This window comes from Haloplanus sp. XH21, assembly GCF_023276355.1.
Classification (GTDB): Archaea; Halobacteriota; Halobacteria; order Halobacteriales; family Haloferacaceae; genus Haloplanus; species Haloplanus halobius.
The window spans coordinates 1,897,989-1,911,715 of sequence record NZ_JALLPL010000001.1 but is presented as its reverse complement, the minus strand read 5'-3'; the positions used below and the strand labels follow the sequence as shown (position 1 = coordinate 1,911,715).

The 13,727-nt window shown below is 66.4% G+C and carries 12 protein-coding genes and 1 pseudogene; 11 read left to right on the top strand and 2 right to left on the bottom strand.

What is annotated here, in order from left to right; translation table 11 throughout:
• Positions 1 to 19 precede the first annotated feature (19 nt).
• The 3 genes from MXB53_RS09965 (at position 20) to MXB53_RS09955 (ending at position 3,058) form a co-directional block, all read left to right on the top strand.
• A complete protein-coding gene (locus tag MXB53_RS09965; RefSeq protein ID WP_248897211.1) occupies positions 20 to 1,696 on the top strand; it encodes an aldehyde ferredoxin oxidoreductase family protein in 1,677 nt (558 codons plus the stop codon).
• A gap of 207 nt (positions 1,697 to 1,903) precedes the next feature.
• Positions 1,904 to 2,233, top strand: coding sequence for a 4Fe-4S dicluster domain-containing protein (locus MXB53_RS09960; RefSeq protein WP_248897210.1), 330 nt, complete (start codon positions 1,904 to 1,906; stop codon positions 2,231 to 2,233).
• 75 nt (positions 2,234 to 2,308) lie between these two features.
• The gene (locus tag MXB53_RS09955) at positions 2,309 to 3,058 is read left to right on the top strand and encodes a GNAT family N-acetyltransferase (RefSeq protein WP_248897209.1); all 750 of its coding nucleotides are present in this window, start codon (positions 2,309 to 2,311) and stop codon (positions 3,056 to 3,058) included.
• A gap of 137 nt (positions 3,059 to 3,195) precedes the next feature.
• On the opposite strand, the gene MXB53_RS09950 is transcribed toward MXB53_RS09955, so the two are convergent.
• Positions 3,196 to 5,787, bottom strand: a complete 2,592-nt coding sequence (locus tag MXB53_RS09950) for a tRNA(Met) cytidine acetyltransferase TmcA domain-containing protein (RefSeq protein ID WP_248897208.1) — start codon at positions 5,785 to 5,787, stop codon at positions 3,196 to 3,198.
• 84 nt (positions 5,788 to 5,871) lie between these two features.
• Between MXB53_RS09950 and MXB53_RS09945 the strand changes: the two genes are divergently transcribed.
• The 5 genes from MXB53_RS09945 to ndk all read left to right on the top strand — a co-directional run bounded on the left by MXB53_RS09945 (position 5,872) and on the right by ndk (position 8,222).
• Positions 5,872 to 6,804, top strand: coding sequence for a ring-cleaving dioxygenase (locus MXB53_RS09945; protein ID WP_248897207.1), 933 nt, complete (start codon positions 5,872 to 5,874; stop codon positions 6,802 to 6,804).
• Between the two features lie 172 nt (positions 6,805 to 6,976).
• Positions 6,977 to 7,339, top strand: a complete 363-nt coding sequence (gene rpl7ae / locus MXB53_RS09940; RefSeq protein WP_049936844.1) for a 50S ribosomal protein L7Ae — start codon at positions 6,977 to 6,979, stop codon at positions 7,337 to 7,339.
• 6 nt (positions 7,340 to 7,345) lie between these two features.
• Positions 7,346 to 7,570, top strand: a complete 225-nt coding sequence (locus MXB53_RS09935) for a 30S ribosomal protein S28e (RefSeq protein ID WP_248897206.1) — start codon at positions 7,346 to 7,348, stop codon at positions 7,568 to 7,570.
• Entirely contained in the window at positions 7,570 to 7,761 is a 192-nt protein-coding gene (locus tag MXB53_RS09930) for a 50S ribosomal protein L24e (protein WP_248897205.1), read from the top strand. Before MXB53_RS09935 ends, MXB53_RS09930 begins: the two co-directional genes overlap by 1 nt.
• Positions 7,758 to 8,222, top strand: a complete 465-nt coding sequence (gene ndk, locus MXB53_RS09925; protein ID WP_248897204.1) for a nucleoside-diphosphate kinase — start codon at positions 7,758 to 7,760, stop codon at positions 8,220 to 8,222. Before MXB53_RS09930 ends, ndk begins: the two co-directional genes overlap by 4 nt.
• 124 nt (positions 8,223 to 8,346) lie before the next feature.
• Here ndk and MXB53_RS09920 read toward each other — a convergent pair whose 3' ends face one another.
• Entirely contained in the window at positions 8,347 to 9,132 is a 786-nt protein-coding gene (locus MXB53_RS09920; protein ID WP_248897203.1) for a TrmB family transcriptional regulator, read from the bottom strand.
• Positions 9,133 to 9,368: 236 nt separating this feature from the next.
• Here MXB53_RS09920 and MXB53_RS09915 point away from each other — a divergent pair, with 236 nt between their 5' ends.
• The 3 genes and pseudogenes from MXB53_RS09915 to MXB53_RS09900 all read left to right on the top strand — a co-directional run bounded on the left by MXB53_RS09915 (position 9,369) and on the right by MXB53_RS09900 (position 13,723).
• On the top strand, positions 9,369 to 11,312 hold the full coding sequence (locus tag MXB53_RS09915; protein ID WP_248897202.1) for a primary-amine oxidase: 1,944 nt from the start codon (positions 9,369 to 9,371) through the stop codon (positions 11,310 to 11,312).
• A gap of 1 nt (position 11,313) precedes the next feature.
• A pseudogene (locus tag MXB53_RS09910) lies at positions 11,314 to 12,991 on the top strand (ammonium transporter).
• 12 nt (positions 12,992 to 13,003) lie between these two features.
• Positions 13,004 to 13,723: a hypothetical protein gene (locus MXB53_RS09900; protein ID WP_248897199.1), complete on the top strand. Its 720-nt coding sequence runs from the start codon at positions 13,004 to 13,006 to the stop codon at positions 13,721 to 13,723.
• Positions 13,724 to 13,727 lie beyond the last annotated feature (4 nt).

The following is a 13,727-nucleotide window of genomic DNA, read 5'->3' as shown; positions in this document are numbered from 1 at the left end:
GCGGCACCCGCGTTCCACCATGCTCCACCTCGAGGGACCGCTTCTCACGGTCGACGTGGGCTCGCGGCGCGTCGAAACCGAGGCGATCGACGACGTGCTGGAGACGTACATCGGCGGGCGGGGCGTCGGCACCCGTCTCGCACACGACCGGATCCCCTTCGACGCCGATCCGCTCGGCCCGGAGAACCGACTCTACTTCACCACCGGGCCGATGCAGGCGTCGACGATGAGTTTCACCGGGCGCACCTCGGCAACGGCGCTCTCGCCGCTGACCGACGGCCTGGCGTCGACCAACGCCGGCGGCTTCGTCTCCCGCAACCTCCTCGGAACGGGCAACGCCGTCGTCGAACTCGTCGGCGAGAGCGACGATCCGTTGATGGTTCACGTCCGGGACGACGGCGTCTCATTCGAGGAAGTCCCGGCCCTCGCCGGCGCGGAGGTGCCTGCCGTCACCGACTACGTGGCCGACGAACACGGCCTCGAAGCGGAACATCTGGTCTGCATCGGTCCGGCGGGCGAGAACCAGGTACGATTCGCTTCGATCATGACCAGCGAGACGCGGGCGTTCGGTCGCGGCGGCCTCGGCGCGGTGATGGGCGCGAAAAACGTCAAGGCGATAACCTTCGACGGTGATGACCTGCCCGACATCGACGTCGACGCCGAGGCGGCCACCATCCACCGCGAGGCGGCCACCAGCGACCACATCATGAAGCGCCAGGGGACGGCGAGCGTCACCGACCTCGCCAACGAGATCGGCTCGTTTCCCACGCGCTACTTCGAGGACGTTCGCTTCGAGGGGTTCGAGCAGATCAACGGCGACCGGGTCGAGGAGAAGAAGTACAAGAAAGGCACCTGTTCGCAGTGTGCCTTCGCCTGCAAGTTGCCGACGAAAGACGAGGCGGCCGGCGTCGAGACGGAGGGGCCGGAGTTCGAGACGATCATGGCCTTCGGCGGCAACTGCGAGGTGGACGACATCGTCTCCATCATGCAGTCGAACGACCTCTGTGACCGCCTGGGGATGGACACCATCTCCTGTGGCAACGCTGTGGCGGCCTACCTGAAGGCAGAGGACGCCTTCGGCGACTCGGAACTGATCCACGAGACGGTGGAAGATATCGCCCACCGCGAGGGCGACGGCGACCTGTTGGCCGAGGGCATCCACCGCTTCCACGACGCACTCGGCGTCGAGGACTGGACGGTCAAGGGGATGACCTTCTCCGCCCACGACGGCCGCACGCTCAACGGGCAGGGACTCGGCTTCGCGACGGCGAACCGCGGCGCCGACCACATGTACGCGACGTTTTACGCCTACGAATACCCGCTCGTGGACCCGGACGAGGCGTTCGAACCCGCCGGTCTCTCCGCGGCCAAGGCCCGCAAACTCGTCGAGCTGGAGAACAAGCGCGCGCTGGAGGACTGCGGCGTCGTCTGCCGGTTCTCCCGTGGGATGATGACCGAGGAGCGCTTCGAGGCGCTGTTCGACGCCGACTTCGAGGCGCTTCTCGACGTCGGTGGCCGCGTGGTCGAACTCGAACGCCACTTCAACAACCGGCGCGGGTTCGACCGTGCGGACGACGACCTGCCGTACGACCTGCCGAACTTCGAGACGGCGCTCGACGCCTACTACGACGAACGGGGCTGGACCGACGAAGGCGTCGTCCCCGATAGTGGCGAGGTAGGCGCGAGCGCGGACTGATACTCGCGGCTGTAAGTCAATCGAGATATCCGTCGTCCCGGAGTGATGGACATCTTGAAACAGTTACAGCCGGCAGTATGACGACGCGTTCGGTCACAGGTTTATAGGGAGTATCGGAAGTCGTCGGAGATTCTCGCCGGCCCCTCCCGGCGAGAATCTCCCGACAGTTACGATAACCCCTATCCGTTCGGACCGCCGAGGAGCGGTATGGCCATCGATCCGAACTTCGAACGCAGCCGCGAGAAAGTCGACGAGGAGGACGGCGTCGCCGTCTGGGGACCGGTCGACCCGCCCGAGAAACTCGGCATTCACGGCACGCACGTCGCCGTCGACTTCGACATCTGTCTCGCCGACGGCGCCTGCCTCGAGGACTGCCCCGTCGATGTCTTCGAGTGGGTGGATACGCCCGGCCACCCCGAGAGCGACATCAAGGCCCACCCGACTCACGAGGACCAGTGCATCGACTGCATGCTCTGTGTCGATGTCTGCCCCGTCGACGCCATCGACGTCGACCCGAGCCGCGCGAACCGCATCTGAACCGGTCGTTGCTCGCGTCTCGCGTGCGTGACCGCCTGACAAACCATTAAGGTCTGCCCCGTGGTATGCGGCACCATGGAACTCACGGAGCAGCTCGACTTCGACCACGAGGACCGCCGCGACATCTACGACTACGTCGAGGCACACGGGACGGTCCGGGCCGACACCGCGCGGCGGGCGCTCTCCCTCGATCCCGAGGCGTTCGGTCACCACGTTACGGTCCTCCGTCGCGACGGCTATCTCCGACGCGAGGGCGACTATCTCCGTGTGGCCTACCAGGCCGAAGACGCCGAGGAACACGCCGACGCGGACGTATCGTACACCATCAGAGCCGCGGAACAACGCGATCTGTCGGGGCTGATCGACGTCATCCGGGCCGTCGCAAAGGAGGGAACGTACATCGAGGCGGAGACGGTCGCCGATCTCCTCGATCACGAGGAGGTCGTCCTCCGGCACAACGAGGTGCAGTCGCGGATGGTCTTCGTCGCCTGCGTCGACGACGAGGTGGTCGGCTGGGTCCACCTCGACCTGCCCGAGATGGACAAGTTGGCACACACGGCCGTGTTGACGGTAGGACTCCTCCCCGATCACCGCGGCCACGGCATCGGCAGCGCGCTCCTCGACCGCGGCGTCCGCTGGGCGGGGGAGCACGACTTCGAGAAACTCTACAACAGCGTCCCGGCGACCAACGACGCGGCCATCGACTTTCTCGAATCGCGAGGCTGGGAGGTCGAAGCGATCCGCGAGGACCACTACCGCATCGACGGCGACTACGTCGACGAAGTGATGCTCGCGACGTACCTCGACGGCTATAGTAGCGATTGATACGGATTACTGTAACTGTTTACCGGTGGTTCGCTGGACCGTCCCAGCGAACCACCGGTAATGACTTACAATAAACCGTATGAAACTGTTTGCACAGCCACTCGTACGCCGTTCTTCGATCAGCTGTGCAATGACTTTCAATCGTTACTATCGTCGTACCGCCGTCGCTCCTTCTGTGCCGTGTCGGTCCCATAGCGCTCCACCAGCGGTCGCATCGCGTCGCCGAGCGCCTGCATACACTGGCGAGTCGAGACGTAGTCGAGGTCAGCGGCGACGCGCTCCCAGGTGTGGGCCTGCAACGGCTTGCGCACGAGCAGGCGCTCGGCGTCCGTCGAGAGGTCGGCGACGGGATCCGTGAGATGGGCGAGTGCCAGGTCGCGGAAGGCGCCGGGCGCGGCGTCGTAGAGTCCCGGTCCGAAGGCCGCAGCGGCGACGACGCGCCACTCGTGATCGGAGAGCGTCGGCGACGCGGTGCCGGCCTCACCCGTCGCCCGCAGCACCGCCCGCGCCACGTCGGGCGCGAGGTCCCGGAGCGCGTCACAGAGGCCGTCGCGCATCCGCCGCTTGAACCGCCGGGCGTGGCGGTCGTGGAGGGCCTGCCCGTCCGCACTCGTCGGCCGGAGCATCACGGCGGAGTACTCCCCGCTGGAGGCGTTGCGCGTCGTCGAGCAGTGGACCGTCCGGTAGCCGTTGCGCTCCCAGAAGCGGACCAGCCGCGGCGTCGCGCCGTAGCCGACGCCGAACCAGTCGACGGCGTCGTCGAACTCGTCGTGACAGGCGTCGAGCAGGCGGGAGCCGAATCCAGACGACCGGAGCGCGTGGTGGGTGGCAATGCGCAGCACGCGGTAGCCGACGGGCGCGCCGGCCGCCAGGTCGCGCAACTGACTCGTCAGCACGTCGGGGAGCATGTTGCCGCGAACGCGGGCGCCTTCGTACATCTCCGTCCGCAGCGACTCGGGGAGGCCGCCCTCGCGGGCCAGGAGGGCGACGGCGGCGACGTGGCCGTCGATCAGCAGCGCCCGACAGCGCAGGTTCGGCGCGTCGAGCAGGCGGGCGAGGTCGTCCGGTTCCGTCTGATAATGCGCGAGGACGAGGAGACCGAACGTCTCCCGGAGGAGATGTTCGTCGGCGAGCAGCGTCTCGGCGTCGAGCGCGCGGTACGTCGCGTCCGCGGGCGTCGCGTCCGCGACGACCTGATCCACGGCCGGCCGGGCGTCGAGCAGGCGGGCGAGGTCGTCCGGTTCCGTCTGATAATGCGCGAGGACGAGGAGACCGAACGTCTCCCGGAGGAGATGTTCGTCGGCGAGCAGCGTCTCGGCGTCGAGCGCGCGGTACGTCGCGTCCGCGGGCGTCGCGTCCGCGACGACCTGATCCACGGCCGGCCGGGCGTCGAGCAGGCGGGCGAGGTCGTCCGGTTCCGTCTGATAATGCGCGAGGACGAGGAGACCGAACGTCTCCCGGAGGAGATGTTCGTCGGCGAGCAGCGTCTCGGCGTCGAGCGCGCGGTACGTCGCGTCCGCGGGCGTCGCGTCCGCGACGACCTGATCCACGGCCGGCCGGGCGTCGAGCAGGAGGGCGCGAAACGCCCACACCTCGACGGGGTCACCCGCGGCGTAGCGGATTGGGTCGTCGAGGCGGGCGTCGGTCACGTCGCGGTCGCTCTCGGCCAGTCGGTCCCGGAAGCGCACGTCGAAGCCGCGGCCGGCGCCCTCGTAGCCGTGGACCGTCGTGACGAAGGCCGTCGCCGGGGCGTTCAGCAACGCGGCGAGTCGGCGGACCGGCAGCGCGGCGGCCTCGTCCACGATGACGGCGTCGGGGTCGTCGGGCAGGTCGGTGGCGGCCTCGGGGTCGCAAAACCGGACCTGGCCGCCGCTCGTGGCTCGGAGGACGTGTGCCTCGTCGTCGCGGCCGTCGTGGACGCCGAGTGCCTCCAGGAGAGCGCTAGCGCGGTCGCACACCTCGGCGGCGTTGCGGTAGGCGGGTGCGGTGACGAGGACGTCCCGGCCCTCAGCGGCGAGACTCCCCGCGGCGAGGCCGGCCGCGGCGGATTTCCCGCGGCCGCGGTCCGCCTCGACGACGACGGCGCTTCCCGGCTCTCGGAGGCGTTCGAGGGCGGCCACGGCGTCGGCTTGATCGGGCGTGAGACACGCTTCGTAGGCCTCGCGAGGAAACGCGGCGTCGACGGGGACGGCCACCGCCGGACGGGGGCGGGCCGGCGGTGGGTCGGTCAGTCCGTCGCGTTCCAGCACGCCGTCGTCGACATCGGCGATGGCGACGCCCGGATGCGTTCGGAGCGTTTCGACCAGACGGCGACGGAAGTGGCCGGTCACGTCGTCGACGGTAAACGGCGGGACGGCGAGGCGCTCGTCGGCGTCGGTACGGCGGTCCGGCCAGTCGTCGAGCGACGGCGTCACGAGGACGAAGAGGCCGCCGCCGTCGACGGCGCCGACGACGCGACCCAGCGCGTTCGCCGAGAACCCCTCGTGAGCGTCGAGGACGACGACGTCTCGGGTCCGTCCGAGGAGGCGCGTGGCGTGTTGCGGGTGGAGGCGGTCGCCGCGGCCCTCGCGGGTCGTGACGAGCGTCGCGTCGGCGTCGTCGCCGACTGCGATGGCGTCCCACGCGGCGTCGAGGCCCCGGTCGCGGTCGCCTGCCAGGACGAGGAGTCGCCGCTCGTTCGCGCGCCGGGCCTCGGCCCGAAGGTCGGCGACCGCGGCGGCGAGGTTCATGGACCGGCGTACTCCGCCGCCGACAAAGGGCCTTGCTATCCGATCGGCCCAGTCGTTAACTCGCTCCCTGGCCTATGGCGTGGTATGCCCGCCGACATTCCCGGTATTCACCACGTCACCGCCATCGGAAGCGATCCCGCGGAGAACCTGGCGTTTTACACCGAGACGCTCGGGCTCCGGCTGGTCAAGCAGAGCGTCAATCAGGACGACGTGTCGGTCTATCACCTGTTCTACGGCGACTACGGCGGGTCGCCGGGCACGAGCATGACCTTCTTCCCCTATCCCGACGCGGCGCCCGGACAGGTCGGCCGGGGACAGGCCACCACGGTCCAGTTTCTCGTCCCCGACGGCGCCATCGACTACTGGGTCGGCCGCCTCGAAAGCGAGGGCGTCGACGTCGACGACCCGCACGACCGCTTCGGTGACACGGTCGTTCCCTTCCGCGACCCCGACGGCCTCCCGCTGGAACTCGTCGGGCGGGCGGACGCCCCGGCGGGCGACCCGCCCGAGGGACCGGTCCCCGCCGAACACGCCATCCGCGGCTTCTTCGGCGTCACGCTCTCGCTGGTCGACCCTCACAGCACGGCGACGCTCCTCGAAGCGATGGGGTTCGAGGAAACGACGAGCGACGGCGGCCGGCAACGCTACGAGGCCGACGGCGACCTGGGCTACGTCGTCGACCTCCACGAGGATCCGGAGGCGCCGCGCGGGCGCCCCGGCGCGGGCACCGTCCACCACGTCGCCTTTCAGGTGACACAGGAGAATCAGGCCGAGTGGCGCGAGGTGCTCATCGATCACGGACTGCGTCCGACGGAGATCATCGACCGCAAGTGGTTCGAATCGGTGTACGCCCGGACCGACGGCGGCGTCCTCTTCGAGTACGCCACGAAGGAACCGGGCTACACCGTCGACGAAGAGATCGAGCATCTGGGCGAACGCCTCGTCCTGCCCGAATGGCTCGAAGACCGGCGCGGGGAGATCGAAGCGGGACTCCCGCCACTGACCGCCGCCGACTAACCGGTCCGGCTCGGCGCGTGTGCCCCCCTCACACGCCGTCTCGGCTTTGAAAGCGCTTTTATGGGGGCCGCTGCTATTCGGGTGTACAGCCTGTCCGGGGTTGATGATGCGCCTCGCCATCAGGGACTCAGCCTGGTGAGGTGTGCGAGCCCACGGGCGGGAGGTACAAATCATGTCAGTTTACGTCAATTTCGATGTTCCGGCGGACCTCGCCGAGAGCGCCATCGAGGCGCTCGAAGTAGCGCGAGACACAGGCAGTGTCAAGAAAGGAACGAACGAGACGACCAAGGCAGTCGAGCGCGGCAACGCCGACCTCGTCGTCATCGCGGAAGACGTCCAGCCCGAAGAGATCGTCATGCATCTGCCAGAGCTGGCGGACGAGAAGGGCATCCCCTACGTCTTCGTCGAGACGCAGGACGACGTCGGCCACGCGGCCGGCCTCGAAGTGGGTAGTGCGGCGGCGGCCATCGTCGACGCGGGCGACGCTGAGGAACAGGTCGAAGACATCGCCACCAAGGTCGAGGACCTCCGATAAGCGACCATGAGCGCCGAAGAGAGTGCCAGCGAATCGACGCCCGCCGAGGTCATCGAAATCGTTGGTAAGACCGGCATGCACGGCGAAGCCATGCAGGTCAAATGTCGCATCCAGGAGGGATCGAATCAGGGTCGAATCATCACGCGCAACGTTCTGGGCCCCGTCCGCGAGGGCGACGTGCTCCAGCTGCGCGAGACACAGCGTGACGCCGACTCCATCGGAGGACAGTAATGGTCGACACACGCACCTGCGATTACACGGGCGAAGAGATCGAACCCGGCACGGGGACGATGTACGTCAAGAAAGACGGCACCATCCTGCATTTCAAGGATTCGAAGGCCGAGAAGAACTACTTCCTCGGGCGCGAACCGCGCGACCTCGAATGGACCGAGGAAGGGCAGGCGGCCGGCGGTGAGGAATGAGCGACACCGAGCGAACCTTCGTGATGGTCAAGCCCGACGGCGTCCAACGCGGACTCATCGGTGAGATCATCTCGCGGTTCGAGGACCGCGGCCTCAAACTCGTCGGCGCGAAGTTCATGCAGATCTCCGACGACCTCGCCCACGAGCATTACGGCGAACACGAGGGCAAACCCTTCTTCGAGGGCCTCGTGGACTTCATCACCGCCGGTCCCGTGATGGCGATGGTCTGGGAAGGCCAGGACGCCACCCGGCAGGTCCGCCGCATGATGGGCGAGACCGACCCAGCCGAGTCCGACCCCGGTACCATCCGCGGCGACTTCGGTCTGGATCTCGGTCGGAACGTCATTCACGGCTCCGACCACGAGGACCCCGGCGCGAACGAACGGGAGATCGACCTCTTCTTCGACGAGGACGAACTCCAGGACTACGAGCGCGGCGACGAAACCTGGCTGTACGAGTAGTCGCCCGGGCGACCTCTCGGCGGCGTTACTATTATCGTCGGCGATGACGCGACGTTGCGGTCGGACTGCCGGGTCGAGGTGAGCCCTCGGTGCAGGCGGGCCTCGTGTCGGCTCGTTGGAGTACTCAGGCGACTGGCTCGCCGTCCTCCCACAGCAACTCGAACAGTTGCGAGAGAGTGGCGTAGAGATGCGGACTCGTGGTCGAGATGCCGACGTAGCCGTCGTCGTTCGGCGCCTTGAACGCCAGCAGGACGTTTTCGCCGTCGTAGGTGTAGAGTCGCCCCCGGATATCTTGGACGAACCGCATCACCATCAGTTCGGTCGTCCGGTCGCGAACGGCACCGTCGAGTCGACGGTCGTCGGAGATGAGCGCCCGTATCTCGACCCCTGCATCGGCCTTTCGTGCGAGGAGGTCAACGTGATGGTTGGCGATTCGTTCGAAACTCTCCGGCGTCGTTATCATGAGAATCTCCGAGGTGGCGTCCTCGGCGAGGCGTTCGAGTTTCTCGAGAATGTGGTGGCGGTTCGGATACGACCAGCTGATAGCGACCGCGTCGTCCTCAACCCCACCGTACTCCGCCTCTTCGATGGCGTCGAGGAAGTGGTCGCCGAGTCCCTGGATCTCGTCGAGTTTCCGAACGTGTTCGCGACGCTTAAAATCGCGAAACTGTGACACTGCTTGGTTCGGGTCGACCGGTCCGAACTTCTTGGGACGACCCTCTTGGATGACGACAAACCCCTTATCACTCAGCGTGTCGAGGATATCGTACACGCGAGACTGGGGGACATCCGCCAACGAAGCGACTTCCTTCGCTGTCGATGTCCCGCCCCGCAGCAGGCCGACGTACGTCGCTGCCTCGTACTCCGAGAGGCCCATCTCTTGCAGGTAGATCTCGGGCTGAGTGCTCACATATCTATTCGATGTCGACTACACTTGCGTCTTATCCCTGCAAATCCCGGTCTCCTCTGCCTGGTCGAATATAAGGGTATTATTACAGTCCTTATTTACAACTCTCGAGTGGTGAAGTAGATATACAATCTCCAATCATTTTCTATTCTTCTGTCGATGATGCCATTTGGAGAACGAAACTCGATAAAAGGAAACGTATGGATGGATAATTGCGGCGCCTGCGGGGTGATCGCGTAATGGCAGTCGACCTCGAGAAAACGGGCGTGAGTCATCCACTCGATCCACTAGCGCGCGAGGAGATTTCGGCCGCCGTCGACGTCCTCGAAGACGAATGGGATGTCGCCGACAATGCGGTCTACCACAACGTCGTCCTCGACGAACCGGACAAGGAGTTCGTCCGGGCGTTCGAAGAGGGGGACCATTTCGATCGCGAGGCGTTCATCATCGTTCGACAGGACGGCGAGACCTACGAGGCGTCGGTGTCGATTACGGGGGAAGAACTCCTCGATGTGACGCACATCGAGGACGTTCAGCCGGCGATCACGCCACCGGAGGTCGAACAGTCTGAAGAGGTCGTCATCAACGATCCGGAGTGGCAGGAGGCGGCCGCCAAGCGTGGCGTCGAAAACTTCGACCTCGCCATCGTCGACCCCTGGCCCGCGAGTGGATTCGAGCCCGACGAGTTCGACGACCGCCGACTCGTCCGCGCACTCTCATGGATCAAGACCGAAGAGGAAGACAACGGCTACGCCCGCCCCATCGAGGGTCTGTTCGCGTTCGTCGACCTCGACGAGATGGAAGTCGTGAAGATAGAGGACAATGGCGTCGTCGACGAGGACAACCCGCTCCCGCCCGAGGACGCCGACTTTCGGGCCGACCGTGTCGACACGCGAGACGACTTCAAACACCTCGACGTGGTACAGCCCGACGGCCCGGGCTTCGAGGTAGATGGACAGACCGTCGAATGGCTGGACTGGGAGTTCCAGGTCGGCTGGACGCCCCGCGAGGGGCTCGTCTTCCACGACGTCACGTTCGAGGACGAGGGCGAGAAACGGAAGGTGCTCCACCGCGCCTCAGCGTCGGAGATGGCCGTTCCGTACGGCGATAGCGATCCCAACCACTCCTGGAAGGAGGCGTTCGACATCGGCGAGTTCCACGTCGGCCGAATGGCGAACGTGCTGACCGAGGGGTGTGACTGCCTCGGCGAGATGCACTACTTCGACGTGGCGATGAACGACACGAACGGCGACCCCAAGACGCTCTCCAACGCGATCTGCATGCACGAGGAGGACGACGGCGTCCTCTGGAAGCATACGGAGTGGCGCAAGGAACACACCGAAGTCCGGCGTCGCCGCCGCCTCGTCATCTCCTTTATCGCGACCGTCTACAACTACGACTACGGGTTCTACTGGTACTTCTACCCCGATGGCTCCATCGAGGGCGAAGTCCGTCTTACGGGTATCGACTCCAACGGGGTGGTCCCGGCCGACGAGGACGCCACGGACACCAACGGCGAGTACGAGATCGTCGCCCCGCAGGTCAAGACATCCATCCACCAGCACCACTTCAACTTCCGGCTGGACTTCGACATCGACGACACACCCAACCGGGTGAAAGAGGTCCACAACGAACCCGTCGGGAGCGACCGCAAGAAGGGGTTCACGGCGAAGGAAACGGTCCTGGAGTCCGAGATGGAGGCCCGCGACGACATCGACCCCTTGGCCGGCAAGTACTGGCGGGTCGAGAGCACGGAGACGACGAACTCCTACGGCCGGCCCTGTGGCTACAAGCTGGAGCCACACACCAACGTCGACTCCCCGGCAAGGCCCAACTCCAGCACGAAGAAGCGGGCTGGGTTCATCCAGAACAATTTCTGGACCACACAGTACGACCCCGACGAGCAGTTCGCGGCCGGCGACTACCCCAACCAGAACGACGAGACGACGGGGCTGGCTGAATGGGCTGAGAAGGATCGCGACCTCGACGGCGAGGACGTGGTCTGCTGGTACACGCTCGGCGTCAACCACGTCACCCGCGCGGAGGACTGGCCGGTTCTGCCCGTCGAAATCGCGAGCTTCCACCTCAAGCCCGAGGGGTTCCTCGACAGCAACCCCTCGATCTCGCTACCGCCGGAGCCGTGTCACACCGAACACGACCTGACGTCCACGGGTGATGACTGAGATGAACGTATCCGTTCTGCAGGCCGACCCGTCGGTGATTGCCGAGGGGGTCAACCTCCTCTGGGTGATGGTCGCCACCTTCCTCGTGTTCTTCATGCACGCTGGCTTCGGCATGCTCGAATCCGGACAGGTGCGCTCGAAGAACGTCGCCAATCAGCTGACGAAGAACGTCCTTACCTGGGGCGTCGGCGTCCTCGCGTACTTCATCATCGGCGTCGGGGTCTCGGCTATCGTCGCCGGGGTCACCTCCGGCAGTGGCTTCAGCCTCGCGAGTGCCTACGCCTACTACTCCGGTGGATCGACGGCGTGGGCGAGCATCCTCTTCGGTGCCGCGTTCTCAATGGTCGCGGCCTCCATCGTCTCCGGCGCCGTCGCCGAGCGCGCGCAACTCCGTGGCTACCTCGTCTTCACCGTGCTCGTCGGGGCGCTCATCTACCCCGTCGCGACCGGCCTGACGTGGGGCGGCGGCTTCCTGGCGACGCTTGGATTCCAGGACTTCGCGGGCGCCGCCGTCGTCCATATGACCGGCGGCGTCTGTGGGCTGGTCGCGGCGTACATCGTCGGCCCCCGCGTCGACCGGTTCGACGCTGACGGCACCCCGAACGTCATCCCAGGCCACTCGCTGCCCTACGCCATCCTCGGGACGCTCATCCTCGCGTTCGGCTGGTACGGCTTCAACGTCGGCACCGCCGTCAACGTGTTCCAGGTCACCGACGCCGGCGAACTGGCGCTGGCCGACTACGCCTACGCCGGCCGCGTGGCGATCAACACCGCGCTGGTGATGGGCACCGGTAGTATCGGTGCTGCCGCCATCAGTGTCGCTCGTAGCGGCAAGGTCGACAGCCTCATGACTGCCAACGGCCTGCTCGCGGGCCTCGTTTCCGTCTGCAGCATCGCGGCCGTTGCGAGTTGGCCCGCGACGCTCGTCGTCGGCTTCATCGCCGGCGTGCAGGTCGTCCTCGTCTTCGACCTGCTGGAGAAGTTCGGCATTGACGACGTGTGTGCGGTCTTCCCCGTTCATGGCTCTGCGGGCCTCCTCAGCGCCCTCGCCTACCCGTTTGTCAACACGACCGCTGCCTTCTCGGTCTCCCAGCTGGTGACCCAGATCGTCGGTGTGATCGTGCTCGCGCTTTGGGCCGGTGTGATCACCTTCATCGTCTACGGGCTCCTGAAGGCCCTCGGCTGGGCACGGGTGAGCGAGGCACACGAACGCGAGGGGCTCGACGCCTCGGAGCACGGCATCGTGACCTACCCCGAGTTCGGCGACAACTCCGTCGGCAACACCGGCACGCCGGGTACGACTCCGGCCGATCGTCGTGAGGTGGCCGACGATGACTGAAATCGAGATGGTGATCGCGTACATCCGTCCTGACACACTCGGTGCGGTGAAACAGGCCGTCGCCGAGGCCGGCGCTCCCTCGATTACGGTGTCGAACGTCTCTGGCCGTGGCTCGCAACCCGCGAAGAAAGGGCAGTGGCGTGGCGAGGAGTACACCGTCGACCTGCACCAGAAGACCAAAGTCGAGTGTGTGGTCGCTGATGTTGCAGGCAAGGATGTGGCCGACGCCATCCGCGAGGCCGCCCACACCGGCGAACCCGGCGACGGGAAAATCTTCATCCTGCCCGTCGACAACGCCATTCAGGTCCGCACCGGGAAGGAGGGCCCCGACGCGGTCTGACCGCCGTCCCACATGCATCGTCACTCCCCGCGCCTCACCGTTGTCGGTACGGCCCTTATCGCGTCGGCGACGCCGACGATCGCCCACGGTACCGAATCGGCGGTCGCGTCCGGTCTCGTCTTTCCGGCGGTCGTTGCTGCCTCTGTCGGCGCCAGTCTAATCGGCGGCGGCTTCGTCCTTGCTGTCACGGGCCGCTTCCGGATGTCGCTCGACGGCGCGGTTCCGCTCCTCCTTGTCGGACTCGGTGGACTCTCCGTCGCGTTCGCACTCGACGAGGCAATGGCTGTGGCGGCCGTCGGTGTCGTCGCCGGCATCGGCATCGTGGTATTCGGGCGAGACGGCGGCCTCTCCGACTGTGGCGTCTGTGCGGACGCCGCCCTCGGCGCGGTGACGCTTCACCGCGCGCTCGAAGGAATCGCCCTCGCGACGCTCTACGCCGCCGACGCCGCTCTCGGTGTCGCCGGCGCGGCCGTCCTCGCTGTCCACGCCGCCGCCGAGACGGCTGCGGTGGGATCGCTATATGCGACGACCCGGCGGTACGCACTCGGTGCAGTCGGCCTCCTCCAGGTCGGATTTGTCCTCGGCGTTGTCGCCGGCTGGAACGTCGTCGGCACCATCCCCGTCGGTATCCGAGGCGGCCTGCTGGCGCTCGTGGGCGGCGTCCTTCTCGCCGCCGGTGCCCGCGAAGCCCACCGTCGCTACGCGTCGTCGTCGCGGGCAACGCCAGCGTGAGCGA